The 24,170-nt window shown below is 50.0% G+C and carries 24 protein-coding genes; 1 reads left to right on the forward strand and 23 read right to left on the reverse strand.

Annotated elements, in window-relative coordinates; translation table 11 throughout:
• Position 1 precedes the first annotated feature (1 nt).
• The 17 genes from D9T21_RS18005 to D9T21_RS18090 all read right to left on the reverse strand — a co-directional run bounded on the left by D9T21_RS18005 (position 2) and on the right by D9T21_RS18090 (position 16,097).
• Positions 2-1,405, reverse strand: coding sequence for an AMP-binding protein (locus tag D9T21_RS18005; RefSeq protein WP_123326611.1), 1,404 nt, complete (start codon positions 1,403-1,405; stop codon positions 2-4).
• Positions 1,402-2,166 (reverse strand): SDR family NAD(P)-dependent oxidoreductase, encoded by a 765-nt coding sequence (locus D9T21_RS18010; RefSeq protein WP_123326612.1) that lies wholly within the window; start codon positions 2,164-2,166, stop codon positions 1,402-1,404. The genes D9T21_RS18005 and D9T21_RS18010 overlap by 4 nt, the downstream gene beginning before the upstream one ends.
• Entirely contained in the window at positions 2,150-2,392 is a 243-nt protein-coding gene (locus tag D9T21_RS18015; protein ID WP_123326613.1) for an acyl carrier protein, read from the reverse strand. Before D9T21_RS18015 ends, D9T21_RS18010 begins: the two co-directional genes overlap by 17 nt.
• A 14-nt stretch (positions 2,393-2,406) precedes the next feature.
• On the reverse strand, positions 2,407-2,985 hold the full coding sequence (locus D9T21_RS18020; protein ID WP_164464751.1) for a GNAT family N-acetyltransferase: 579 nt from the start codon (positions 2,983-2,985) through the stop codon (positions 2,407-2,409).
• A gap of 1 nt (position 2,986) precedes the next feature.
• Entirely contained in the window at positions 2,987-4,027 is a 1,041-nt protein-coding gene (gene pseG, locus D9T21_RS18025; protein ID WP_123326615.1) for a UDP-2,4-diacetamido-2,4,6-trideoxy-beta-L-altropyranose hydrolase, read from the reverse strand.
• A complete protein-coding gene (gene pseI, locus D9T21_RS18030; RefSeq protein WP_123326616.1) occupies positions 4,024-5,097 on the reverse strand; it encodes a pseudaminic acid synthase in 1,074 nt (357 codons plus the stop codon). Before pseI ends, pseG begins: the two co-directional genes overlap by 4 nt.
• A complete protein-coding gene (pseF, locus tag D9T21_RS18035; RefSeq protein ID WP_123326617.1) occupies positions 5,090-5,791 on the reverse strand; it encodes a pseudaminic acid cytidylyltransferase in 702 nt (233 codons plus the stop codon). Before pseF ends, pseI begins: the two co-directional genes overlap by 8 nt.
• On the reverse strand, positions 5,788-6,933 hold the full coding sequence (gene pseC, locus D9T21_RS18040; RefSeq protein ID WP_123326618.1) for a UDP-4-amino-4,6-dideoxy-N-acetyl-beta-L-altrosamine transaminase: 1,146 nt from the start codon (positions 6,931-6,933) through the stop codon (positions 5,788-5,790). The genes pseF and pseC overlap by 4 nt, the downstream gene beginning before the upstream one ends.
• The gene (gene pseB, locus D9T21_RS18045) at positions 6,930-7,934 is read right to left on the reverse strand and encodes a UDP-N-acetylglucosamine 4,6-dehydratase (inverting) (RefSeq protein ID WP_123326619.1); all 1,005 of its coding nucleotides are present in this window, start codon (positions 7,932-7,934) and stop codon (positions 6,930-6,932) included. The genes pseC and pseB overlap by 4 nt, the downstream gene beginning before the upstream one ends.
• Positions 7,935-8,247: 313 nt before the next feature.
• Positions 8,248-8,565: a hypothetical protein gene (locus D9T21_RS18050; protein ID WP_123326620.1), complete on the reverse strand. Its 318-nt coding sequence runs from the start codon at positions 8,563-8,565 to the stop codon at positions 8,248-8,250.
• Positions 8,562-8,990 (reverse strand): flagellar export chaperone FliS, encoded by a 429-nt coding sequence (gene fliS / locus D9T21_RS18055; RefSeq protein ID WP_123326621.1) that lies wholly within the window; start codon positions 8,988-8,990, stop codon positions 8,562-8,564. Before fliS ends, D9T21_RS18050 begins: the two co-directional genes overlap by 4 nt.
• A gap of 29 nt (positions 8,991-9,019) precedes the next feature.
• Complete coding sequence (gene fliD, locus D9T21_RS18060) at positions 9,020-10,471, reverse strand: flagellar filament capping protein FliD (protein WP_123326622.1); 1,452 nt, start codon at positions 10,469-10,471, stop codon at positions 9,020-9,022.
• Between the two features lie 9 nt (positions 10,472-10,480).
• Positions 10,481-10,918: a flagellar protein FlaG gene (locus D9T21_RS18065; protein ID WP_123326623.1), complete on the reverse strand. Its 438-nt coding sequence runs from the start codon at positions 10,916-10,918 to the stop codon at positions 10,481-10,483.
• Between the two features lie 104 nt (positions 10,919-11,022).
• Positions 11,023-11,850, reverse strand: a complete 828-nt coding sequence (locus D9T21_RS18070) for a flagellin N-terminal helical domain-containing protein (RefSeq protein WP_123326624.1) — start codon at positions 11,848-11,850, stop codon at positions 11,023-11,025.
• 951 nt (positions 11,851-12,801) lie between these two features.
• Complete coding sequence (locus tag D9T21_RS18080) at positions 12,802-13,632, reverse strand: flagellin N-terminal helical domain-containing protein (RefSeq protein WP_123326626.1); 831 nt, start codon at positions 13,630-13,632, stop codon at positions 12,802-12,804.
• Between the two features lie 458 nt (positions 13,633-14,090).
• Complete coding sequence (locus tag D9T21_RS18085) at positions 14,091-14,921, reverse strand: flagellin N-terminal helical domain-containing protein (protein WP_123326627.1); 831 nt, start codon at positions 14,919-14,921, stop codon at positions 14,091-14,093.
• Positions 14,922-15,272: 351 nt separating this feature from the next.
• Positions 15,273-16,097: a flagellin N-terminal helical domain-containing protein gene (locus D9T21_RS18090; protein WP_123326628.1), complete on the reverse strand. Its 825-nt coding sequence runs from the start codon at positions 16,095-16,097 to the stop codon at positions 15,273-15,275.
• Positions 16,098-16,345: 248 nt separating this feature from the next.
• Between D9T21_RS18090 and D9T21_RS18095 the strand changes: the two genes are divergently transcribed.
• Positions 16,346-17,275 (forward strand): hypothetical protein, encoded by a 930-nt coding sequence (locus D9T21_RS18095; RefSeq protein WP_123326629.1) that lies wholly within the window; start codon positions 16,346-16,348, stop codon positions 17,273-17,275.
• Here the strand turns inward: D9T21_RS18095 and flgL are convergent.
• Genes flgL through flgG form a run of 6 tightly spaced genes read right to left on the reverse strand, consistent with a single transcriptional unit; the run spans position 17,263 to position 24,144 of the window.
• Positions 17,263-18,489 (reverse strand): flagellar hook-associated protein FlgL, encoded by a 1,227-nt coding sequence (flgL, locus tag D9T21_RS18100; protein ID WP_123326630.1) that lies wholly within the window; start codon positions 18,487-18,489, stop codon positions 17,263-17,265. The two genes, D9T21_RS18095 and flgL, sit on opposite strands and share 13 nt — an antisense overlap.
• Before the next feature lie 5 nt (positions 18,490-18,494).
• A complete protein-coding gene (flgK, locus tag D9T21_RS18105; protein WP_123326631.1) occupies positions 18,495-20,540 on the reverse strand; it encodes a flagellar hook-associated protein FlgK in 2,046 nt (681 codons plus the stop codon).
• A gap of 46 nt (positions 20,541-20,586) precedes the next feature.
• On the reverse strand, positions 20,587-21,540 hold the full coding sequence (gene flgJ, locus D9T21_RS18110; RefSeq protein WP_123326632.1) for a flagellar assembly peptidoglycan hydrolase FlgJ: 954 nt from the start codon (positions 21,538-21,540) through the stop codon (positions 20,587-20,589).
• Positions 21,540-22,649, reverse strand: a complete 1,110-nt coding sequence (locus D9T21_RS18115) for a flagellar basal body P-ring protein FlgI (RefSeq protein ID WP_123326670.1) — start codon at positions 22,647-22,649, stop codon at positions 21,540-21,542. The genes flgJ and D9T21_RS18115 overlap by 1 nt, the downstream gene beginning before the upstream one ends.
• 8 nt (positions 22,650-22,657) lie before the next feature.
• Positions 22,658-23,338, reverse strand: coding sequence for a flagellar basal body L-ring protein FlgH (gene flgH / locus D9T21_RS18120; RefSeq protein WP_123326671.1), 681 nt, complete (start codon positions 23,336-23,338; stop codon positions 22,658-22,660).
• Positions 23,339-23,355: 17 nt separating this feature from the next.
• The gene (gene flgG, locus D9T21_RS18125; protein ID WP_123326633.1) at positions 23,356-24,144 is read right to left on the reverse strand and encodes a flagellar basal-body rod protein FlgG; all 789 of its coding nucleotides are present in this window, start codon (positions 24,142-24,144) and stop codon (positions 23,356-23,358) included.
• Between the last annotated feature and the right edge of the window lie 26 nt (positions 24,145-24,170).

The following is a 24,170-nucleotide window of genomic DNA, read 5'->3' on the forward strand; positions in this document are numbered from 1 at the left end:
GTCAGGCCACCCCTTTCTGCTGTCGGGCCAGACTGGCATAATCTATTTTGCCGTTGTCCAGCAGCGCAATTGTGACATTCGCTAGCAAACGGATATTGCGTTTTGGAATAGCCAGCGTTTTTACCAGCTGGTCGGTAAGTTGCGCGTTTTGTTCGCCAGACAGCTCGCCGCTATACACAGCGATAAGCTTGTCATCTTCACCAATCACGCAAGCCGCCAGAGTCAGGTTTTGCCCGGCAAGTATGCTAAGAAAAGCCTGTTCCACAACATCCAGATTAACCCGTTCACCAGCAATTTTGATCATTCGCTTAGTGCGGCCGGTAATCGTGTAATCCCCGTCGGCATCACACACCGCCAGATCGCCGGTGGCCAGCCATTCTGGTGGTGTAAACGCGGCTAAATCGGCCGCCTTTTCAACGTAGCCCAGCATAACATTATCACCGCGATAGCAAAGCTCGCCCTCCCCATCCGGCGGGTTTTCGCCAGTCAGTTTAAATTCGCCTCCGGCTATCGCCTGCCCCATCGCGCCCGGCTTTTGTAATACTTTGTGAGGCGCCAGGTAGGCCATCCGGGCCGTAGCCTCGGTTTGGCCATACATCACAAAAAATGCTTTATCGGTTTGTTTGGCGTATTCGGCCAGGCTGGTCACATGGGCCTCGGCCAGTTTTCCGCCAGCCTGCGTAAAATAGCGTAGGGCCGGTAATGTCATACGGGTAAAGCGCAGTCGAAGCAGCATTTCGTAAAAAGACGGAACGCCCGCCAGCGACGTTACCGGACGGTTTTTTATCACCTCCCAGAACGCCTTATCAAACACGCTGTGGCGGGTAAAACAGATGGTTGCGCCTGCTTTAAGATGGGTGTGCAATACCGACAGTCCGTAAGAATAACTTAGCGGCAAGGTAGCCAGCGTAATATCCTCTGCCACAATGGGCAGATACGCTAAAATGGCGTCACAATTCGCCGTCAGGTTACGTTGCGACAGCGCCACGCATTTGCCGGCGCCGGTGCTACCGGAGGTAGATAATAACAGGCTTAACCGGGCATCCGTGGACGGTGGATCATTATGCAGAAACGTGACGGTGCCATCACCAATTACCGCATTGGGTGTTAATGCCTGTGCATATTGTTCACGGGTGGCAAGCGTACACTCGCGATTTAGTAACAGCACCACATAATCCAGACTCAGTGCAGTTAAGTAATCCACCACACTGGTGATACTGTTATCAATGAGCATCATCACCACCGGGCGATGAAGGGCAACTATCTGTTGCCAGTTTTGCGCTCGACGTTCTACAGCCTCACTTAGCTGGCGGTAAGTGAGGCTGTCGGTATCATCCATCAGAGCCACTCGCTCTGAGTAACGATGGGCTTCTATAAACGGGATCATTAGCTCTGCATGGCTCATGGACAAAAGTGTCCATCAACAGGTAACACGTGCCCGGTGGTATAACCGGCCTGCTCGGAGAGTAAATAAAGTACGGCATCAGCCACTTCCCTGGCCGTACCGGCACGTTGCAGTACCGTTCGCTGCAGCACTTTTTGTCTGGCTTCATTCTCGTAGTGTTCGGTAAGCGGAGTATCGATAAATCCGGGGGCTACCGCATTCACCCGAATTCCCACCGGAGCAAGTTCTTTCGCCAGAGATTTAGTGGCGCCGGTCAGAGCTGCCTTACTGGCTGCATAAGCGCTCATGCCTTTACTGCCCTGCTCACTGACCTGCGACACAATATTCACTATACTGCCACGGCGCAGGCGGCTCATTAGCCGGCTGGCCAGTTGCATATGCTGATAAGGGGCGAGAAAGTTAATATTGAGTTGCTGTTTGAGTTTGTCCATGCTGGTTACCGATAACGGCGACTCCAGCATCACGCCGGCATTGTTTACCAGGCCGAATAACGGCGGGGCCAGTCCATCTGAAACCTGGCGCTGCAATTGCCGGAAAGTGTCTTTCACCGCATGCTCATCGGTCACATCATACACCAGCGGCCGCAATGCTTTGCCAAAAGTCTCCTGCATGGCGCCGAGAGCTTCTTCGTTGCGTCCGCCAGCAAACACGGTGGCACCGCGCTCTATGCAGGCGGCTACAATCGCCTGGCCGATGCCTCCGCTCGCCCCGGTAATAAGTACCGACGCACTTTGTAAAACAGTATTAAGCGAAGCTGACATCGTATTTTTGTAAAATGAGTTTGGCCTGGGCCACCGAGCTCATATCAATAATATCATCGGTATCCAGCATCACATCAAACACATTCTCTAACTCTGCAATTAACACCATGTGAGCCGTAGAGTCCCATTCAGGGATGGTATTGTAAGTGAGTCCGTCGGTGACTTTTTCCGGCGGGAGCCCCAGTGCATCACTAAAGGCCTGTTGTAATTGTTGTTGCGTATCCACGTGTATCTCGTTCCTTATTTCGCGTTGCGAGTGCGTGATAAAAACTGTTTAATCGGCGCCGTGGCCTGACGATAATTTTCCACATCCAGCTCGAGCACCATCAGCTCTTCATCTTCAACAATGGCATAACCGAGCTTTTGATTGTAACTCAAAGCGTTTTGATTACTGCGTTTAACTACCGCCCGGAATCGTTTGGTGCCAAGTTGGTCGAAACAAAAATCGTACATGGCCAGGGTTGGGGCAAAGGCAATGATATTCCCCTGATAGCGCCGCTCACCAATGTACAAGCCGGGTTCAAGCAAACTGGTCTGTTCCACGGTATTACCATTTTCCAGCGATTTAACGTTGGTCGCGCCAATGAACTGATCACGAAATTTAATTACCCAGTGCAATTGTTTTGGGTCGAGCTGCGTTTTTTTGAACCACGCCTGTTGTTGTTCTTCACTGATCGGTTCGTCTGACAACATCTGACGGCGAATTTCATCCTGGTTACGCCAGTTTCGCAGCAGGTCCTGATGAGTTTGTGCCATCGGCAGCAGCTCTACCTGATAGGCACTGAGCGAAAAATGGTTAACCGGCTTGTTACTTAACATATTATCCCGCCAGATCGTTGCGCCAATCGGCAATAGCGGCCAGCAACTGCCAGGCGCCATCGGTGACAGCGACATCAGAAGCTACCCTGGACATAGCTTCAAGGCGAGTTTCATCCTGCCAGAGTGCTTTGACACTGGCGGTCAGAGCGGCCAAATCAAGACTCTCTTCAGCATTCATGACTTCACACCAGCCCTGCCCGGCCGCTTCATGGCTGGCCTGGCGCTGATTTGCCGCTACCGTCAGTAACACTGAAGGCGTTAAACAGGCCGCCAGTTCAAACTGACTCCCGCCTGCGGCAACCACGGCAAGGCGGGCATTGATCCACAAATCGGCCATATCCTGGCAATTGTGTACATGCTGAATCGCGCTATCACTTTTGTGAATAAAACGGCTTAAGGCATCGAGTGCATCTGCCGCCATGCCCGGGCCGGTGACTACTCTGAACGGCGCATCCGGCAGCGCGGCAGTCAACCTTTCAAGTACAGGTAAGGTTAATCCCGCCGGATCGCTGCCGCCCATATTAATGGTCAGACTAAAGCGCTGATTTATCGGTAACGGTTGGGTGACGGAAAATTCTCTTCTCAGTAACCGGTATCTGGCCCCCAAACATAGCATGGCGGTAGGGTTTGCTTCGGTATACGCCTCTCGCCAGACTTCACCGGCGGGGTTACACAAAATATCGGCATACTGAAAACCCGGTTGGCGAAGATCGTCGAGCAGCACCAGCGGTGTGCCGGGGTGACTTACATTGCGCAGCAGCGACTCGCTAAAACCGTACCCGTCAAGCACAATGGCCACCGCTGCATGCTCCGCTGCCAGCGCGGTTATCTGACTGACCAGGGCCTGTTCGGTCTCAGCCGCTAAAATTAGCTGACCAGTCCAGTCGTAACGCGCAAGAATAAACTGGCGGGCGGCCTCGTTCACTACAAACAGACTGTCCAGCCCTTGCTCCCCGGCAGCCTGGGCAAGCGCCTGACAACGCATGATATGGCCAATGCCTGTTTCGCTACTGCCGCCGGTACAAAAAAGCACAGCACTCATTCGCCAATATGCTCCCAGCTAAGGGCCGTCCCTTTACGAATAAATCGACTGGCTTTTTTATGCAACACAAAATCCCAGTGCTTTGGTGCCAGGCCAAAGGCCGGACGGACTATCTTCAGGTTGTTCGGACCAAGCGGTTCGCCAGGCTGAATATCCTGGCTGACATAAATAGAGCGTCGATATTGTTTGGCTTTATCTTCTGCCACGGTGCCGCCGTATTTCACTTGTCCTAAGGCCTGCCAGGCCCGTTCGGTTTCTGTTACCAGCGAAGCAAGTTCCTGTGGCTCTAATGAAAATGCCGCGTCAACACCACCGCCATTGCGATCCAACACAAAGTGTTTTTCGATTACGCTGGCCCCCAGAGCGACGCTGGCCACGGCTGCGCCAATACCTCCGGTATGATCGCTCAGGCCCACTTCGCAGCCGAAGGCGTCGCGCAAATGAGGGATGGTATTAAGATTAGTGTTTATCGGCTCTGCCGGATAGGTACTGGTGCATTTAAGCAGGATAATCTCTTCGCAGCCCGCTTCCCTGGCGGTCTCTACCGCCAGCTCAATTTCACTCAGGCTGGCCATCCCGGTTGACATGATCAGCGGCTTGCCTTTGCTGGCCGCTTTTTTGATAAGCGGAATGTCAGTTAATTCGAATGAGGCGATTTTGAAACAGGGGACGTCCAGTTCGTCCAAGAAGTCCACCGCCGACTCATCAAAGGGCGAGCTGAAAGCCAGCATTCCCAGCGATTTCGCATAGTCAAATAGTTCACTGTGCCACGCGTACGGAGTAGCCGCCTTTTGATACAAGCTATACAGGCTGGCGCCGTGCCAGAGACTGTCGGTTTCTTCAATAACAAAACCAGCCTCCATGACATCAAGGGTCATGCTGTCGGCGGTATAGGTTTGCAATTTAATAGCATGGGCACCACTCTCGGCGGCCGCTTTGACCATGGCTCTTGCGGTATCGAGCGACTGACTGTGATTTCCGCTAAGCTCTGCAATCACAAAAGGCGCGGTATCACGACCGATTTCACGGTTGCCAATCTTTATTTTTCTGGCCGGCCCGGTACTATGCATCACCGCCTCCTTTAACATAGGCCAGATACATTAGCTCGGCGCGAGTCCAGTCTTCCATGGTATCGATGTCCTGCACCAGATGGCGCGGCAGTACTACCGGAATACTGTGCTGAGCGAACATTGGCTGATGGGCTAACCAGGCAGAACTATGCCCCCAGTAGAACTGACCCGCATCATGGTAGCACTCTTCCAAATCCTGCGAGCGCATCCCCATGTTACCCGCATCCACCGGCTCAACCCCCTCACCAGCCAATCGAATGGCACGCTGAATGGGAAAGTCGAAAGTCGTAACTGAAAAGGCATAGTACATAGCCGGAGCAGCCTGCAGACGAGCTAACCCGTCGGCCAGGAAACCGGCTTGTAAAAAGGGGGCTGTAGCGTAGATACAGCACACAAAATCCGGTTTATCGACGATTTCGCTATATCCTTCTATGGCATGGCGAATCACCGGCGACGTGCCGGTATGATCGTCTGACAACGCATCCGGCCGCTCAATGATCAGTGTCGCGCCCCAGGTTTTGGCTACCCGGGCAATTTCAGGCGAGTCGGTCGATACCACAATATCGTCGAACACACCGGCCTGTTTTGCCGCCTCAATAGAATAAGCGATCAGCGGTTTGCCGGCAAAAGGCCGGACATTTTTTCCTTTGATCCGCTTACTGCCACCACGGGCCGGGATCACTGCAATATTCAAGATAATACCTCGCTTAACTGCGTAATAACCTCCATTTGGTTATCGGCAGACAGAGCTGGAAATAAAGGTAAAGTAAGCGCACGATGGTAGTAGTGCTCGGCATTGGGAAACTGACCGGGCCTGAAACCCAATTGTTGATAGTAAGGATGCAAATGAATCGGGATATAATGTACATTCACGCCAATTCCCCGCTCTCTGAGTGCATTAAACACCTGCTTACGATCGTGTTCGACCAGTTCTATCATGTACAAATGCCAGGCACTATTCGGATCGAGCACAGGTCTTATCACCGGCAAATCAGCTAAGGCTTTGTGATACACCTGGGCCAGGTTATAGCGCCGCGCCACAAAACTATCGAGGTGTTTAAGCTGGGATAAGCCCAGCGCGGCATGCACATCGCTTAACCGGTAATTAAATCCCAATTCAAACTGGGCATAAAACCAGGGTTCCTCCTGGTGAGCATCCCCCAGCATGGCCGGATCGCGGGTAATACCATGACTGGCATAACGCCGTAACAGGGCTGCCAGTTCATCATCATTGGTGAGTACCGCACCGCCTTCGGCGCTGGTGATGGACTTAACCGGATGAAAACTTAACACCGTCATGGCTGAATATTTACTCGCGCCCACAACATGCTGCTGTGCATCCTGCGCACCCAGCGCATGCGCGGCATCTTCGACCAGGGTTATGCCAAATGGCTCGGTGATGGCAGCAATTTCAGCCATATCACAGCTACTGCCAGCAAAATGAACAACGATTATCACTTTAGGAATTTTGTTTTCTGCGGCCGCAAGATGCAGTTTATCCACCAGCGAGGCGGTGCATAAATTACGGGTAACCGGATCGATATCCACAAAATCGACCTCCGCGCCACAGTAACGGGCACAATTGGCCGATGCTGCGAAGGAATTCGGCACCGTCCACACCACTTCGCCACTGGTTACGCCAGCGGCCAGGCACGCGATATGTAATCCGGACGTCCCGCTATTACAGGCAACTGCAAAGGCAGCGCCCGTATAGTCACACAAGGCCCGTTCAAAAGCCGGTACTTGCTGGCCCTGGGTTAAGAACCCCTGCTCCAGCACCTGGGTGACGGCATCGATATCATCGGGAAAAATTGTGTGTTTACCATAGGGGATCATACGGTACTCTTATCCAGAACCTGCAACTCATCAATCGACAAAAAATGCGGGTTGGTGCCGGAATGATATTCAAATTTATCACTTACTGGCTGCCCCTGCTCGGACAGCCGGTTAAGCTTGTAATTAATATTTTTATCAAAAAAGACAATCGCCGGAGCAATCACATAGTGATCGTCAAACTCGATAGTGTGATGGGCCATTTCTTCCGGCACCATTACCTCGTGTAATTTTTCACCCGGCCTGATGCCGATCACTTTATGGTCCGGCTTGCCACTCATGGCGGTTACTAAATCGGTGATGCGGATGGACGGGATCTTAGGCACAAAAATTTCACCCCCCTGCATGCGTGAAAAGTTTTTCACCACGAATTCCACGCCTTCGTCGAGAGTGATCCAGAAACGGGTCATCTCAGGATGCGTGACGGGTAACTCCTCACAACCTTCAGCCAACAACTTACGAAAGAATGGTACGACTGAGCCTCGCGAGCCAACCACATTACCATAGCGTACCACCGAAAAACGAGGCCCCTTGGCACCTGAGATATTGTTGGCGGCAACGAATAATTTGTCTGACGCCAGTTTAGTGGCACCATACAAATTAACCGGGTTGGCGGCTTTGTCGGTAGATAATGCAATGACCCGTGCCACATCATTGGCAATGGCAGCATCAATAACGTTTTGCGCGCCATTTATGTTTGTTTTAATACATTCGTTAGGATTGTATTCAGCAGCCGGAACTTGTTTTAGCGCAGCGGCGTGCACCACGTAATCGACATCTTTCATGGCAATTTTTAAACGCTCGTTGTCACGCACATCACCGATAAAGTAACGCATACAACGTGCATTGTATTGCTGCTGCATTTCAAACTGCTTAAGTTCGTCACGGGAATAGATAATCACTCGTTTCGGCGAGGCGTTGTTTAAGAGGTAGCTAACAAAGCGTTTACCAAAAGACCCGGTGCCGCCTGTGATCAGTATCGTTTTACCATCAAATAGTGTCATCGTATCCACCGCTGTAAGTTAAGTTATTGTTGTTTGCGCGTCGGCACAATTATTTGCAGGGTACCGTCAATAACAGGATCTGCTCAGTCCGAGTGTCAAATCCTTGTCATTGCTACTGACCTGCGGCCACCCGAATAAGGCATCCCAATATCCCGCAACCTACTATGCCGCAAAGACATGCGATATAAGCCGACTATTTGCTCGCAAATAAAAAACTTTGCATTACAAATGGTTATAACGACTCTGACAGCAAATATAGTCACTCGCGCGGAAAAAATCCATTAATAGTGCAAATGCCAACGGCAAACGTTGGTTATTTGTACTTTTTGATCGCGGCCTGACTACGTATAAAGTGACTCGCATCGTCTTTAGCAGACTTTAGCAAGGTTTGCGCCAGTTCCTTTAATTTGTTGTTAACCACCAGCTCTTTACCGGCAAAAGCCTGAGCAAACTCTGGCTCAGCACCGGCCAGGATCTGCTGGACCAGTGCATCACGTTGAACGATAAGTTCATAGAAGGTTTTGAAGCCTGACGAGGCATCGTCAGGCTGGGGTAAAGCGTCAATGATTTGCGCGTTTAAGACGCCCAGTGCATCGGGCGTTAAGTCATGATTCAGTTCGTTCAGGTTCACACAGCTTGGCGTTTTTGACGCTGGGCTTCAAAAGCTTCCTGTTTAGCTTCTTCAGGGATCTGAACCCACGCATCGCGAATTGGTGATAACAGGTTAGTCACTTCATCCAGCATCTTCAAGTCATTCTTAACGTGAGCCAGATTGAGTCGCTCAATCATGTAATCGTATAAAGCAAACAGGTTTTCCGCCGTTTCACCGCCGGTTTTCAAGTCCAGGGTATCCCGCAGATTGATAAGGATAGCGGTAACCCGAGAGATATACTGCGACTTAAGCTCGTACTCACGGCGCTCCATTGCACCTTTGGCATAAGCAATACGGTCCAGCGCGCCCTGCATTAGCATCAGCGTTAATTTATGCGGATCGGCATTCGCAATATCCTGCTTCAGATTACCTTTGCGATAAGCGTTAATTCCGGTAAGAGCCATGAAAAGTCCTCGTATTATTATGTCAGTTACTAACCTAATGCTGCTAACAATGCAGAACCGGTTTGGTTTAATCTCGCCACGGTCTGGTCGAGGTTCAGATAGCGATCACGGAGAATTTGCTCGTAACTTACCATGCGTAATTCGAATCTCTCGCGATCATCCGCAATCTGGTCTTTATCATCTTTTGCAGCCCGTTCACGCAAGGTGATTAAGCCGCTGTATGAGGTGTACTCATTGGCCATCTCATAAAGTCGAACAGCGATACCCTGATCTTCGTCGGTAAACAGTTTGGCAATTTCGTCAAAGTTATCCTCCAATGCGGCTTCAAGACGCTCGTCACCGGTTCCTAAACCAAAATCTGTGGTGGGAATTTCCAGCTTGCCGTCGGAGTTCAGCTCGACACCCAGCGCAAATAAACCACCCAGTGATGAACTGTCCACGCTGGAACCTACAATACTCGCCAGGCCATTACTGATACCGCGCAGCATTGAGTCACCGGCTAAGGCACCATCTTCTTCCAGATCGGATTCACCGTAACGGGTTAATGATTGGATATCGCTGATAATTTTGTTGTAGTTATCAACAAAATCACGGATTTTCTTGTCCAGACCGTCGCGGTCGTAACCAATTTCCAACGTGGATGTGACCCGAGTGATCCCATCGGTATCCAACGGAGAAACGCTGGTCGCTTCAAACGAGACATTTTGAATGGTGTTTTCAAACTCGTTGGTTTCACTCTCTACCGGAATGCCATCAATGGTTGCTTTAGCATTGGTAGCCGATTTCACCGGACTCAGATTGGTGGCCGTTTCGGTTGAATCCGTGGTGGTCAAACTGTCAAGCTCTGCCCGGTCGCCGTCATTAACAATCACCAGATCATTGCCCGCGCCGGTCACATCAGAGGTAAACACCAATTTTGCACCACCGGTTGCAGTACCAGTGTCAATAATATTAGCGTTAACACCAAAGTTGTTTTCGTTGTTGTTAATCGCTTCTCGCAATTGCGCCAGAGTCATGTTCTGCGTCACACTGACGGTAAAGCTGTCACCGGTATTATTAATTTTAAACGTCATAGTGGTGCTGCCCAAACCATCGGTCAGCACTTGATCGGTCGATTCGGTATAGGCCGCATCAGCGGTTTCAATGCGTGACCCACTGGCCAGCTCGGTGACCGCTATTTCGTAAGACCCGCGAAGCGCCGAGTTGGAGGCTTCTGCGGTAAAAATGTCTTTGTCTTCTGACGGATGGGTAATCGTAGGCTCACGACCATTAATATCACTGTCACGACGCATTTCATCGACAGTTTCTTTAAAGTCGCTGAGTTTTGACTTGATTTGACCGAGGGCAGAAATTTCTGCCTCAATTCTTTCTTCCTTGTCATTCAGGCGCTTTTCTTTTGGTTCGCGCTCTGCACTGAGGAGCTGCGTGACCAGATCGTCAAGCGCAAGCCCAGAACCAACACCTAACGATTGAATAGTCATAGCTCACCTCTACACTTGTTTATTAAATAACACCCCCACACTACTTCCGATGTCTTGTTGGAGATCTTTAATTCTTTCCGCTAACCTCAACACCTCGTCAGACGGGATTTGTCTGATAACATCGCCCGACGTGGAATCTTTAACAGTCACTACCGACCGGTTGGTATTTTCATCTACAGAGAAAGCCAGATTACGATTTTGCGTCTGCAAAAACGACTGAATTTCCTGTACTGCACCGTCCAGTTCCGGAGCCTGTTCCTCTCGATTATAGTTATCGGCAGATTTTTGCTCAGCTTGAACATCTTCTGCTTTAGGCTGCACATTTTTTTGCGCACCTTGCGATGAATTGTCCAGGGCGACCTGATCCGATTCTACCTCGGGCTTTGGCTGCTCTTTGGGTATATTTCCAGCAAAATTCTGGCCAATTTGTGTTGGTAAAATTTCCACAACTAACCCCCTGTTTTTAAACGCATTAAACGGGCCTGCTTACACAGATGCCCGTTTACCCGTTGACTTAACCGGCAACACGTTGCCGGTAAACTTTCCAGCTATTAACCTAACAGCGATAATGCTGTCTGTGGACGCTGGTTAGCCTGACTCAGAACCGAAACAGACGCCTGCTGGATGATCTGGTTACGAGTCAGTTCAGCCGTTTCTGATGCAAAGTCTGTATCACGGATACGAGAACGTGCGGCAGATACGTTTTCAGAGATGCTGCTTAAGTTACGAATAGTAGACTGGAAGCGGTTTTGCAAGGCACCCAGGTCAGCTCGAGCACCACCAATAGTGGAGATAGCTGAATCAATGGATGTCAGGGCTGCAGACGCTCCAGCAACTGAAGATACTGACAAGTTAGACAGTGACAAACCAGAAGTACCGTAACCACCACCAGCACGTGACAGGTTTACAGAGATAGTCTGACCACCGTTTGCACCTACCAGGAACTTAGCTGAATAGGTACCGCTTAACAGGTCAACACCACCAAACTGGGTGTCGGTAGCAATACGTGACATTTCAGTTTTAAGTGCAGACACTTCTTTTTGCAGAGCTACGCGGTCAGCAGAGCTGTTGATACCGTTTTGCGACTGAACTGCCAACTGACGAATACGCTGTAAGCTGGTCGTTACCTCAGATAAGGCCCCTTCTGCTGTTTGCGTAAGTGAAATTGCATCGTTTGCATTTCGCACAGCCTGGTTAAGGCCCTGGATTTGCGACGTCATACGATCTGAAATTTGCAGACCGGCGGCGTCATCTGATGCGCTGTTGATTCTGAAACCTGAAGACAGACGCTCAAATGATGTGCTTAGCTTGTTGCTCACATCGAAAAGCTGACGCTGTGCATTCAGGGCCGAGACGTTTGTATTTACATATAAAGACATTATCTAACCTCCTGGGATTATACCTGTAGCCGAATCCCCCCGGACTCTGCTAAGCTATAATCTTTCGTACCTGATTTAGCACTGAATCATTGGTTGCGATAATCACCACAACAACAATTGCTAAACCACCTCATTTTGTAGCGCTTCTCAGACACTACGCAATTCATCAAATGAATTACCCCTCAACTAAAGGTATCGGCCTAACCTTGAGAATCTTTAGTTTTTTTTCGAAAAAAAATTAAACAAATTCAAAAATAAAGCGTAAGACATTGATTTTAAATGAATAAATGCATCTATTTTTTTACAAAATATGCGCTCAAACATCTCTTCTGACGCTGTTTTAAGCGCTGCAGGGTTGCTTTGTAAGGTGTTGGAGAGTAAAAATCTTTGGGCAAACACCGCGGGAAAGTCAGCGGATAGATATACGCCGCGCTTAAACATCCCTATCAGAAAGGATTCATAGTTCAGGGAAGTGTGAGAAATATCAGGCGGCAAAGTTATCCGCCCGGGCGGCATTAGCTGGCAAGCATTCTCCGCTTTTGCACGTCAAAAGTTTGTCAGGTGACCATCAGTAGGTCACGCCAGCGTTGCTGAAGCCTATGCTGAAAAGCCGCAAGATAAGGGCTGTACGATTATTTATGAATAAAAATTAAAAGCTGGCACCAGTGTTGCAAAACAACTCGGGTAAGTGACGGGAAACGATTCGGTAATAAAAATAAAAAAGGCCGAGTCAAATAGTGACCCGGCCAACTTGCTCACGTTAGGAGTTTGAGCAAATTCAGTTTCAGTCGGCTGGCAGAATAGTAGAAATATACTGGCCTCTCAACCTTAAATTCTACACTCTCAATTCTGTTAGTCGGCGTTTTAATCCTTGTATTGGTGGCCTTACGGCCGCCATCCCTGGCAAGGGTTGGCCTCTCAATTCCTACCCTCTATGGTATTTCTTTAAGTCTAGCCCAGTAACGACAATGCTGCCTGCGGTCGCTGATTAGCCTGGGATAGTACCGTTGTACTTGCCTGCTGTATGATCTGGAAGCGGGTAAGTTGTGCCGTCTCGGTGGCAAAATCTGTATCCCGGATGCGCGATCTTGCCGCTGACACGTTCTCAGAAATATTACTTAAGTTTCTGATGGTTGACTGGAAGCGGTTTTGAATCGCACCTAAGTCAGCACGCTTTGCATCGATGGCAGAAATAGCAGAGTCGATGGTGGTCAATGCCGCCGAAGCTGTTGCCGCTGAGGCAATCGACAAATCACTCTGACCATTGGTGAGTCCGGAGAAGCCGTAGCCACCGGTTCGTGAAATATTCACGCTGATGGTTTGCCCGGCGTTGGCACCGACCAGGAACCTTGCCGAATAGCCGCCAGTAAGAATATCTACCCCACCAAACTGGCTGGTAGTCGCAATCCGTGAGATTTCAGTCTTTAACGCTGATACTTCTTTTTGCAGGGCCAGGCGGTCTGCAGAGGTGTTGATACCATTCTGAGACTGGATAGCCAGTACCCGAATGCGCTGCAGTGCGGTGGTGATCTCCTGCATAGCCCCTTCAGCGGTTTGCGCCAGAGAGATGCCATCGTTGGCGTTTCTCACTGCCTGATCAAGCCCCTGGATTTGGCTGGTCATGCGGTCAGAGATTTGCAGGCCTGCCGCGTCATCTGCCGCAGAGTTAATGCGGAAGCCCGATGATAAGCGTTCAAAAGCGGTATCAAGGCCGTTACTTGAACTTAACAGTTGGCGCTGCGCGTTCAGAGCGGACACATTGGTGTTAACGTATAGACTCATGGATTACTCCTAACAGTTAAAGTTGGCGTTGTCTTTATTGTTATTTTCAACGCAGTTTTAAAATCACTTCAACGTGTTGGCATAGCCTATGCATTATCTTTTGCGTCAGTGATAAAAAACTGACGCTTTGCTTGGCGTATGCCTGGTTAAGCAGTGCTAAATTGAGCACAAGCTCATGCTGACTGCAGGTATGATGTTCAGACCTCATACCTCTCACTACCTCCTGGCTTCATTCCTGTCAGTCGGCAGCTTAGCTCAACACACAAAACCCACTGGTTTTGTCATTTAGCTTTAACCAAATACCACGTTGTCTTGCAAATACACTCTACTCACCGGTCGATTGCAGTCTGCCCCCACATATTGCAACTCGACCGTTTTTCTTTTTATCTACTCATCGTTATTCGATTACCGAATGCAGTCTGCCCCCGCTTTTTGCATTCGTAAGCTTATGCATAGGATTAACCTTGCAGCAGCTGTAGTGCAGCCTGTGGCCGCTGATTCGCCTGACTCAGCACCGTGGTACTGGCCTGCTGGATAATCTGCCAGCGCGTCAGTTCAGCGGTTTCTGTTGCGAAGTCGGTATCTCTGATACGAGACCGCGCAGCCGAGGCGTTTTCTGAAATATTGCTTAAGTTTCTGATAGTTGACTGGAAACGGTTTTGAATCGCACCCAGATCTGCGCGTTTTGCATCGATAGCAGATATGGCTGAATCAATCACCGGCAGCGTCGCGGACGCCGCACCAGCAGTCAAAACACTGGCATCGTAGCCGTTGGTCAGGCCTGAGAAGCCATAGCCACCGCTGCGCGATAAGTTAAAGTTAATAAACTGTCCCGCCTGGGCGCCTACTAAGAACGCAGTAGAGAAAGTACCAGTAAGAATATCGCCACCGGCAAACTGGGAAGTTGACGCAATGCGACTGATTTCCAATTTTAATGCAGACACTTCTTTTTGCAGTGCCAGACGGTCGGCTGAGGTATTGATACCGTTTTGTGCCTGGATAGCCAGTACACGGATACGCTGTAATGCGGTAGTAATTTCCTGCATGGCGCCTTCAGCAACCTGTGCAAGCGAAATACCGTCATTGGCGTTTCGAACGGCCTGATCCAGGCCCATAATTTGTGATGTGATCCGGTCTGAAATTTGTAGTCCAGCCGCATCGTCTTTGGCGCTGTTAATCCGGAAACCGGAAGATAAACGCTCAAAAGCGGTACTCAAATGGTTATTTGAGGTAAATAGTTGCCGCTGAGCATTCAGCGACGACACATTCGTGCTAACGTATAAGCTCATTTTTTAATCTCCTAACGATTTTGTATTACCCAGGTTTTTATTGTTTTTATTAACCTGGTCTGGCCGATCATGTTGTTATTATTGGGGCGATCAACCTGGCACTTTTGCGTATTTATTTTTATTGTTCGCAGTGCCTTTGTAATAGTTATCGTGCGGGCAGGAGAAATCCTTTAGCCTTTTTTTACTAAATTTTATTGAGCTTAAAAATCAGTTAGTTACAAACGATAAAGCGCCGGACTTTCGTCCGGCTGGTGCTCATTTTTAATTGAGAGTGAGCTTACTCCCGGTGTCAGGCGGTTACCTGGTTCACTACCTCCTGGCCCCATTCCCTGACTTGGGTGTCATAACGGACTATCCTAATAGCTGTAGTGCAGCCTGAGGACGCTGATTTGCCTGTGACAAAACAGTGGTACTCGCCTGCTGGATAATCTGGTTACGCGTTAGTTGCGCAGTCTCTTCCGCGAAATCAGTGTCTTTGATTCGTGAGCGAGCTGCTGAAACGTTCTCTGAGATGTTACTCAGGTTACGGATAGTGGATTGGAAACGGTTTTGCAGTGCACCTAAGTCAGCACGCACGCCACCGATAGTAGAAATAGCCGCATCAATCGACGTAAGAGCTGCCGAAGCCGTTGCAGCGGTTTCTACAGACAGGTTGCCTACGTTTAAGCCTGAAGCGCCAAAGCCACCGGTACGTGACAGGTTTACAGAGATAGTCTGACCACCATTCGCGCCAACCAGGAACTTAGCAGAGTAAGTACCAGTCAACAGGTCCAGGCCGTTAAACTGTGAATCTGTAGAGATACGGGAAATCTCGGTTTTCAATGCCGACACTTCTTTTTGCAGTGCTACGCGGTCAGCTGAGCTGTTGATGCCGTTTTGTGACTGCACAGCCAGTTGGCGAATACGCTGCAGAGCCGTTGTGGTCTCGTTTAGCGCGCCTTCTGCGGTTTGGGTTAATGAAATTGCGTCATTAGCGTTACGTACAGCCTGGTTCAGACCTTGGATCTGAGAAGTCATACGGTCGGTAATTTGCAAACCTGCAGCATCGTCAGCAGCTCCGTTGATACGGAAACCTGATGAAAGACGCTCAAATGAAGTGCTTAAGGCATTAGATACATCGAACAACTGGCGTTGCGCGTTTAATGCAGACACATTGGTATTGACGAACATAGACATAAAGTCTCTCCTACACTCTCAATCCAGCCAGAGCTGGCTACCGGGTGACCCGGTGTTTTTCAATTTAAATAGTAGTCACCAACACCTTGAGGGGTAATTGATGAACTGGCTCTCTCATCATCTTTATCGACCCTTGCAAAATTCCCTTTAATAAAAATTCACTATTTTTTTCACGGGCGGCAAAAAGTTGCCCTACAGTTCGTGGTAACGTACTGTCAGAATAAAGAATTTACGGTGAAAACAAGGTTATGAAAGTACAACTGAGCCGTCTGACCCGGGTGTGTCGCGGTCATACTCATAATGCGTTTGGTGATTTGGTCTTTTTTAACGGTCGTTTGCTGGTGTGTTATCGCCAGGGCGCTCATCACATGAGTGATAATGGCATTATTGTGATCGCCGAAATTGATGACACCGGCCGACCATTCCGCTTTCAACAACTAAGCAGTCCGGGCGGCGACCTGCGCGATCCGCACTTTTGTATCGACAATGACCGTCTGTATTTACTGGCGCATCAGCGCTGGCTGGCCAGTCTGGAGGCAGCGAAAACTTTTACCTGGTTCAGTGGTGACGGCTTAAGCTGGTCTTCACAGCACGATCCGGGACCGGATAACTGGTGGCTGTGGCGCGCTACCACTCATCAGGGTCGCCACTGGGGCCTGGCTTATCACCGCCCTTCAGAACAGCTGGATTTATATGCCGGAAATTTACGCGGAAAAATGCACAAGGTGGTAAGTGGCTGTATGTCTAAACCCCGCCATCAGTTGGGCTACCCTAACGAAACCGACAGCTACTTTAATGAGAATGGTGAAATGATTGCCGTTGCGCGACGGGATGCCGACACATTTACGGCCCAGCTGGGCCGCAGCAAACCGCCTTATACGCACTGGCAGTGGCAGGATCTGGGAGATTATATTGGCGCACCATCATTGTTGCCTCTTAACGATCACATGGCATTGGTATGCGGGCGTCACTTTACCGGCCGTAAACTGGTAACCCAGTTGTGGTCGCTGAATACGCATAGCGGTAAGCTGGAAAAGTTACTTACACTACCCAGTGGCGGCGATAATAGTTATCCCGGTATGATTAAGCACAACGGTAAGCTCTATATTGCTTATTACTCCAGCCATATTGATAACCAGAGCCGAATGTACCTGGCTGAACTGAATTACGAGATGTAATTAAACAGCGATAGATTAGAAATTCGCGGGAACGTGGTCAGTGCAGCGGTCAGCGCAGCTTCCTGCTTGGCAAACTCGGCTGAGGCTTCGGCATAGTCGACGTCCTGAATAGCGCTACGCGCCTCTTTGGTCGATACTTCCAAATCCAGGTTGGTTTCATAAACCGATTGGGCCACATTCAGCCTGGCACCAATAGACGAGGTTTCAAACGCTATTTTTTCCAGGCCATTATCAATGCCTACCAGGGCATCACTTAACGCTTCACGGTAGGCGGCATCACCCACCTGATCGTTATTAAGCACCTGCTGTAAGTCATAAAGCGTGGTGGCAATATTCTTCTTTTGCGGCGCATCCAGCTGGAAATCCAGGGTATTGCCGGTGCCGCCCTGCAGGTTAAAATCGATGCCGGCAAAACTGAATGGCTCACCTGAGGTAAAATCTTTAGTCGCGACTACGCTACCGGTACCGAGATTCTGAATTTGCACCTGATTAGGGGCGGTAATGGTAATCCGATAATCATTGTTGGCAGCGGTAAGCGGATCGTAATTATTTTTATAAAAGGTATCAAAGTCGCCCTGCCCGGCCACCAGTGCTTCATCCACAGTGATCCCGGCATTGCCGGTAATCGTGAAGTTGCGCCGCGCCGCAACATCTTCGAATACAGATTGCCCTGAGGCACTGCTTCTCACCTTTACACTATTAGAAAGCTGTACTTCGTTGCTGCCACTATCGCCCTGATAGGTATAAGCGTTACCGGTGCCGCCTGCATTTAAAACAAAAGGCTGGGATTCAGACTGATAACCCGAGAAATAGTAGTCACCCTCGGCATTTTGCGAGTTCATCAGATCAAATACTTCGTCTTTGATCTGGCCAATTTCTGACGCCAGCGCTTTACGATCGGCATCAGATAACAATCCGTCACCGGCCTGAATAGTGAGTACTCGTGCGCGGTTGACCGAATCGGTAATGTTACGCAGAATGGTTTCCTGTTGCTCCAGCGAACCGGTTACCAGATCAGTATTGCGTTGATACTGCTCTAAACTGGCCAGCTCTTCGGTCATGCGCAGGACTTTGGCAGTGCCCACCGGATCGTCCGACGGGCGGTTAATTTTCTTACCCGTACTCAACTGCTGCTGGGTGTCAGCAAGCCCTGACTGATTATCCATGATGGCACGGATATTCTGATCATAAAGTTGATTGGTTGAAATACGCATGGCTGTTACCTGACCGACGATAAAATAGTATTAAACAATTCCTGGGCAGTGCTCAAAATTCTGGCTGCTGCAGCATAAGACTGCTGATAACGCACAAGGTTCGCGGCTTCCTCATCCAGACTCACGCCCGACACCGAGTCGAACCACTCAGTTGACTGCACTTTCATGCTTTCGGCGGCTTGTAAGGCAATACTTGCTGAGGCTGACTCTTCGCCTACCCGGCTGACCAGAGTTGAGTAACTTTCATGCAGCGTGCGCGGCTCGCTGCTGGAATTGGTGCTCAGTTGCACCAGCGACGCTTGCTTCAGCGAGGCCAATTCCAGTGCATTCTGGTTATCAAAGCTACCATTGGTATTGTAGCTGATCGAAAAGGTATCACCGGCAGCGGGTATTCCTTCAAGACTGATATCGTAGCTACCATCTAAACCGCCGCCCGCCTGGGCCAGCAGGTTATTAAAATCGGTGGCTCCGGTTACGGTAGATAAAACCGTACCGCCGCTATCGAGTACTTCATAAGTGTCGGCGGTGGTAAAACGAATCTGCGTAGGCGCGCCAGTATCCAGTCCACCCGCACCATCAAAAAACGACGTGGTGACATCGGTATCGTAAACCTGAGTATTCACTACCGAGGCATCACCAAGATTATTGTTTTCTGCATCACCTCGCACCGGGCTGGCAAAGGCTAAATCTTCTGGCCGGGTGGTCGCCATAGTAATATCTGACGCACTGTATTTTACCGGCTGAATCAGAAACTGATTACCCACACTGTAACCACTGGCAGACTGAAATTCAATTTCAATACCGCCCGGGATTTCGGTATAGCCGGCATTTAACGTAATGTTACTGAACAGCACCGGCTGATTATTTTCATCCAGCTTAGGGGTGCCATCACCATTTAACAGTTCCACCGATACTTCACTGGGCACACCGGCACCGGTAACGTTAGTCACAGACACGCGAATATCGGCGTCGGTGAGCTCGTTGCCTCTACCGGGGGTAAACTGACCGGATAAAGCCAGCGTAGGCGGCGTATTACTGTACGGCAGTCCGCTCAGCTCCGGCAGCGTGAATATGTCACCGCCAAGCTGAAAATCCAGATCCATACCCAACTGGTTTTGCGAATTGACCGCATCGGCAAAAGCCACTGCCATCTGGCCTATGTCGCGCTGCGAAGGGCCAAGCACTTCATCCCGATAGCGAAACAATCCACCCAATGCACCGCCCAGATCTTCTTCGGCAATATTGATATCAGTATTGGGTTTGCTACCAGAAAAGTTGGTTGCTAATTGTAATTGCTTTTGCATGAAATCGGCATTGTCGCTGAGTTCAAACAGGTTAAAACTGCCGTCTTCCAGTACCAGCGACTCACCGCTCGACAGATTCACCAGCAGTGAACCATCGGCATTCTTACTTTCCCGCACCGTAATATCCATGATCTCAGCCAGCTCAGTTATGGCTGTATCCCGCTCATTTAGTAACGCAGTGGGTTCACTGTCTTTAAAGTTGCCCTTCGCGACCAGAATAGCTTCATTCAGATCGCCAATGGACTGGATCAGACTGTTGGCTTGATTCACCATGCTGGTAAATTCAAGGTTGAGCTCTTCTTCCTTGGCTTCCATGAAATCAGAGAGTGACGACATGCGGCGCAGCAGTGCCTCGCCTTCAGACAATACCAACTGACGCGAAGACAAATTGGTTGGATCATCCGCTGCGGTCTGTACCGAGGCAAAGAAGTCGCTGAAGCCGGTAGACAACGAATTGGCTTCATTAGCCAGCAGATTATCTATTGCTGAGGTTTTTTCAGAAAACGTCTGCCACTCACCCACCAACGTGGTATCACGGCGTAACTGATTTTGCGCAAACTGATTGATGACCCGTTCTGTGGTTGCCCGACCCACGCCGCCATAAAGCTCGCTGGTTACCGACGTACGCTCGCGTACATAGCCTTCAGAGTTAACATTGGCAATGTTATTACTGGCGGTCGCCAGCAGCCGGCTGCTGGCATTTACGCCGCTGGTCGCAATTGAATATAAATCTACGTTGCCGCTCATAAGCACGCCTTAGCCTGATGGGGCAACATTACCGGGCAACACTGTTTCATGGCAGATAGCTCCGCAAAGAATCACTGTTATAAACGGCCATCACCTTATCCGCATACTGTGGATCCGTGGCGTAGCCAGCATCCTGTAGCGCTTTAAAATAGGTCTTGGGATCGCCGGCATTTTCTACTGCCGGGCGATACCGTTCCTGGCCACGAATAAACTGCACATAATCTTCAAAGCCTTGCTGTAAATTATCGTAAGAGCGAAACGCGGCTCGCTGCTGACGCGCTACCGTACCGTCAAACTCCATGGTATTGACCGTCGCCGACTCACCCTGCCAGTTGCTATTGGCTTTAATACCAAACAGGTTATTAGCACTGTTGCCACTGCCATGATGAATAACATGTTGACCCCAGCCGGTTTCCACTGCCGCCTGCGCCAGTAATGCCCTGGGCTCAATACCCAGTTCTTCTGCCGCTTTGCTGGCCGCTGGCCAAAGTTGTTCGACGAACTCCTGAGGGTTACTAAACGCGGCAGTTTTAAAAGCCTGTTGTGATTGCGGATCGCTGAGTAGTTCGGCTGTTTGTTGCGCCTGCTCAATGCGGAATTCACGTTGTCGGTTCAGCGACGCCAGATTACCGTCGTTACGGGCCACACTGGCCGGAATATAATCGTTGATATCATGCTGCCCTAACTGCTGCACAATAATTTCAGCCAGGCCAACACCACCACCGCTGGACAGATCCTGAGCAAGCTGTTTATCGTGCATGTCACGATAGAACTTCACTTCTTCGGTATTAAACGGGCTGTCTTTATCGGCCATGGCATCCTGGGCTTTACGCATGGATTTGAGCATCATCTGGACAAAAATCGCTTCAAACTGCTGCGCTGCTTCTTTGAGCGCTTTGTCATCTTTCGAATAGGCAGCCTCACGCAAGCGGTTCAGACTGGATAAGTCATGAACGTTGCGGGCCGACTCTAACTGCGATTTTGTATTCAGTACGTCCATCAGATCACCACCAGTTCGCCCTGTAACGCGCCAGCCTGGCGAAGCGCTTCAAGAATAGCCATCAGATCGCCCGGCGCTGCACCGACTTCGTTAACCGCGCGCACCAGCTGATCCAGGGTCACGCCCGGTTCAAACTTAAACATGCGGCTATCGGCCAGATTGACATCAATAATGGACTGCGTTGTTACCGCTGTTTCGCCGTCAGCCAGTGCATTAGGTTGCGTCACCTGCTGGTTTTCACTGATGGTAACGGTAAGCCCACCGTGTGTTATCGCGGCCGGTAATAAACGCACGTCGCGACCAATAACAATGGTTCCGGTGCGGCTATTAACCACCACACGCGCTGGTGCATCTGCAGGAGTAAACTCAAAGTTTTCCAGCGTGGCTAAAAAGCCCACACGCTGCCCCGGATCGCGAGGCGCAGTCACTCTGACCGACGCTGCATCCAGTGGCTCAGCAATGGCATAGCCTTTTTCCGGTTGGGCTCCGAGGCGCTGATTAATTACATCAGCCAGTGCTTTGGCGGTTGAAAAATCAGGATAATGTAAGTTCAGCGTCAGGCTGTCGCCGCTGGCAAAACCGCTCGGTACTGCCCGCTCGACCAACGCACCGTTAGCGATCCGACCTACTGTTGGCGTATTCACCACCACTCGCGAGCCGTCACCGCCCTCAGCACCAAAGCCGCTAACAACCAGGCTACCCTGCGCTACTGCATAGATATTGCCATCCACACCTTTAAGAAAGGTTTGTAATAAAGTACCGCCCTGCAAACTGCTGGCTTCACCCACCGAAGACACTGTGACATCAATGGTCTGGCCGGGTTTGATAAATGGCGGTAACTCGGCATGGACAGCCACTGCCGCAACGTTCTTGATTTTGGGTTTAATATTGGGGTCCAGGCTAATGCCAAAATTGGTCAGCATGGTTCTGAAACTTTGCTCGGTAAACGGGCTTTGCTCGCCAGTACCGGGTAAGCCCACCACCAGACCATAACCAATTAACTGGTTACTACGCACGCCCTGAATACTGGCTACGTCTTTGATACGCTGGGCGTGAGCGCTGGTAACCAGACTCAGACAACACAGTACAACACTTAATAATTTACCCATGTTACCCCCTAGAAAGGCCACCATTGTGATGAAAAGAATTTTGTCAGCCAGCCTTTCTCCTGAGAGCGGGCAAAGCTACCGGTACCACTGTATTGAATGCGGGCATTGGCAATACGGGTAGACAGGATTTCATTTTCCGGCGAGATATCCGACGCGCGGATAATGCCGGTTAAACGGATATATTCATCACCGTGGTTTAACGTCAGCCATTTCTCACCGCGTATTACCAGATTCTGGTTGGCCAGCACGTCAGTGACGGTAACCGAAATACTCCCGTTCAGGCTGTTGCTTTGATTCGCCTGGGCATCACCGGCAAATTCGCTGGAAGAATTTACCCCAAGCTGAATAGACTGATTGCCTATATTCAACGCGTTGCCACCTAATCCGGTAATCGGCTGCACATCAACACCGGTTTCTTTTGACGTGGTGGTGCCGGCAGATTTCGTGGCATTGGTATTTTCACTGAGAGTAACCGTAATGATGTCTCCCACCCGCCGGGCCGTCACATCTGAATAAAGGCTATTAGCCATCCGCGGGCGAAACAGGCCGCCATCCTCAACAATTTGCTCGCGCGGCATCTCAGGGATCACCGGCGCAAAAGATGGATCATTCGCCTCAACACGATCGGGCGAAGTACTGGCACAACCGCTAAACAGTGCAACACAAGTAAATACCAGTAATACACGCATCATGAGATCACCTTAGATTAAAGCTGCTGTATAACCTGACCAAGCATCTGGTCAACCGATGAAATAACTTTGGAGTTCATTTCATATAGTCGTTGGCTCTCGATCAGATTTACCAGTTCTTCGGTCACATTCACATTGGACGTTTCCAGCGTCCCCTGCACGATAGTTCCCAGGCCCTGCAGGCCCGGTACGCCCTGCAATGGGGCGCCGGAAACTGCCGTTTCCACATAAAGGTTCTGGCCCACTGGCTGTAAGCCGGTCGGGTTAACAAAATCAGAAATATTGAGCTGACCAAGCACCTGAGGCTCAGCCTGACCACGTACCGATGCAGACACCTCACCATCCTGTGAAATGGTGATTTGCTGGGCATCTTCAGGAATGGCAATTTCCGGCTGCAACAGGAAGCCTGCTCCTGGGGTAACAATTTGCCCCTGATCGTTTAACGTAAACTGACCATTTCGGGTATAAGCAATGGTGCCGTCCGGCTGCAGAATTTCAAAAAAGCCGCGACCCTGAATAGACATATCCAGTGCATTGTCGGTGGTTAACAGATTGCCCTGAGTGTGGGCTTTTTGTGTAGCAACCACCTTAGAACCAGCACCTACCATTAACCCTGACGGTAATTCGGTATCCGCAGAAGAGCGACCACCAGGCTGGTTGATGTTCTGGTAGAGCAAATCTTCAAAGATCGCCCGATCCTTTTTGAACCCAACGGTAGACGCGTTAGCCAGGTTGTTAGATACCACGGCCACGTCGGTTTGTGCGGCATCAAGTCCGGTTTTACTGATCCAAAGTGCTGGATGCATAATTGTCTCTCCTCTGCCTTATTAGT

Origin of the sequence: Marisediminitalea oceani (genome assembly GCF_003731635.1) — a bacterium.
Classification (GTDB): domain Bacteria; phylum Pseudomonadota; class Gammaproteobacteria; order Enterobacterales; family Alteromonadaceae; genus Alteromonas; species Alteromonas oceani.

What these genes read in the sequence shown, in the direction of transcription:
- D9T21_RS18005 (WP_123326611.1), bottom strand. Translation starts at nt 1,405, where the DNA reads ATGAGCCATGCAGAGCTAATGATCCCGTTTATAGAAGCCCATCGTTAC.
- D9T21_RS18010 (WP_123326612.1), bottom strand. Translation starts at nt 2,166, where the DNA reads ATGTCAGCTTCGCTTAATACTGTTTTACAAAGTGCGTCGGTACTTATT.
- D9T21_RS18020 (WP_164464751.1), bottom strand. Translation starts at nt 2,985, where the DNA reads ATGTTAAGTAACAAGCCGGTTAACCATTTTTCGCTCAGTGCCTATCAG.
- pseG (WP_123326615.1), bottom strand. Translation starts at nt 4,027, where the DNA reads ATGAGTGCTGTGCTTTTTTGTACCGGCGGCAGTAGCGAAACAGGCATT.
- pseI (WP_123326616.1), bottom strand. Translation starts at nt 5,097, where the DNA reads ATGCATAGTACCGGGCCGGCCAGAAAAATAAAGATTGGCAACCGTGAA.
- pseC (WP_123326618.1), bottom strand. Translation starts at nt 6,933, where the DNA reads ATGATCCCCTATGGTAAACACACAATTTTTCCCGATGATATCGATGCC.
- pseB (WP_123326619.1), bottom strand. Translation starts at nt 7,934, where the DNA reads ATGACACTATTTGATGGTAAAACGATACTGATCACAGGCGGCACCGGG.
- fliS (WP_123326621.1), bottom strand. Translation starts at nt 8,990, where the DNA reads ATGGCTCTTACCGGAATTAACGCTTATCGCAAAGGTAATCTGAAGCAG.
- fliD (WP_123326622.1), bottom strand. Translation starts at nt 10,471, where the DNA reads ATGACTATTCAATCGTTAGGTGTTGGTTCTGGGCTTGCGCTTGACGAT.
- D9T21_RS18070 (WP_123326624.1), bottom strand. Translation starts at nt 11,850, where the DNA reads ATGTCTTTATATGTAAATACAAACGTCTCGGCCCTGAATGCACAGCGT.
- D9T21_RS18080 (WP_123326626.1), bottom strand. Translation starts at nt 13,632, where the DNA reads ATGAGTCTATACGTTAACACCAATGTGTCCGCTCTGAACGCGCAGCGC.
- D9T21_RS18085 (WP_123326627.1), bottom strand. Translation starts at nt 14,921, where the DNA reads ATGAGCTTATACGTTAGCACGAATGTGTCGTCGCTGAATGCTCAGCGG.
- D9T21_RS18090 (WP_123326628.1), bottom strand. Translation starts at nt 16,097, where the DNA reads ATGTCTATGTTCGTCAATACCAATGTGTCTGCATTAAACGCGCAACGC.
- D9T21_RS18095 (WP_123326629.1), top strand. Translation starts at nt 16,346, where the DNA reads ATGAAAGTACAACTGAGCCGTCTGACCCGGGTGTGTCGCGGTCATACT.
- flgL (WP_123326630.1), bottom strand. Translation starts at nt 18,489, where the DNA reads ATGCGTATTTCAACCAATCAACTTTATGATCAGAATATCCGTGCCATC.
- flgK (WP_123326631.1), bottom strand. Translation starts at nt 20,540, where the DNA reads ATGAGCGGCAACGTAGATTTATATTCAATTGCGACCAGCGGCGTAAAT.
- flgJ (WP_123326632.1), bottom strand. Translation starts at nt 21,540, where the DNA reads ATGGACGTACTGAATACAAAATCGCAGTTAGAGTCGGCCCGCAACGTT.
- D9T21_RS18115 (WP_123326670.1), bottom strand. Translation starts at nt 22,649, where the DNA reads ATGGGTAAATTATTAAGTGTTGTACTGTGTTGTCTGAGTCTGGTTACC.
- flgH (WP_123326671.1), bottom strand. Translation starts at nt 23,338, where the DNA reads ATGCGTGTATTACTGGTATTTACTTGTGTTGCACTGTTTAGCGGTTGT.
- flgG (WP_123326633.1), bottom strand. Translation starts at nt 24,144, where the DNA reads ATGCATCCAGCACTTTGGATCAGTAAAACCGGACTTGATGCCGCACAA.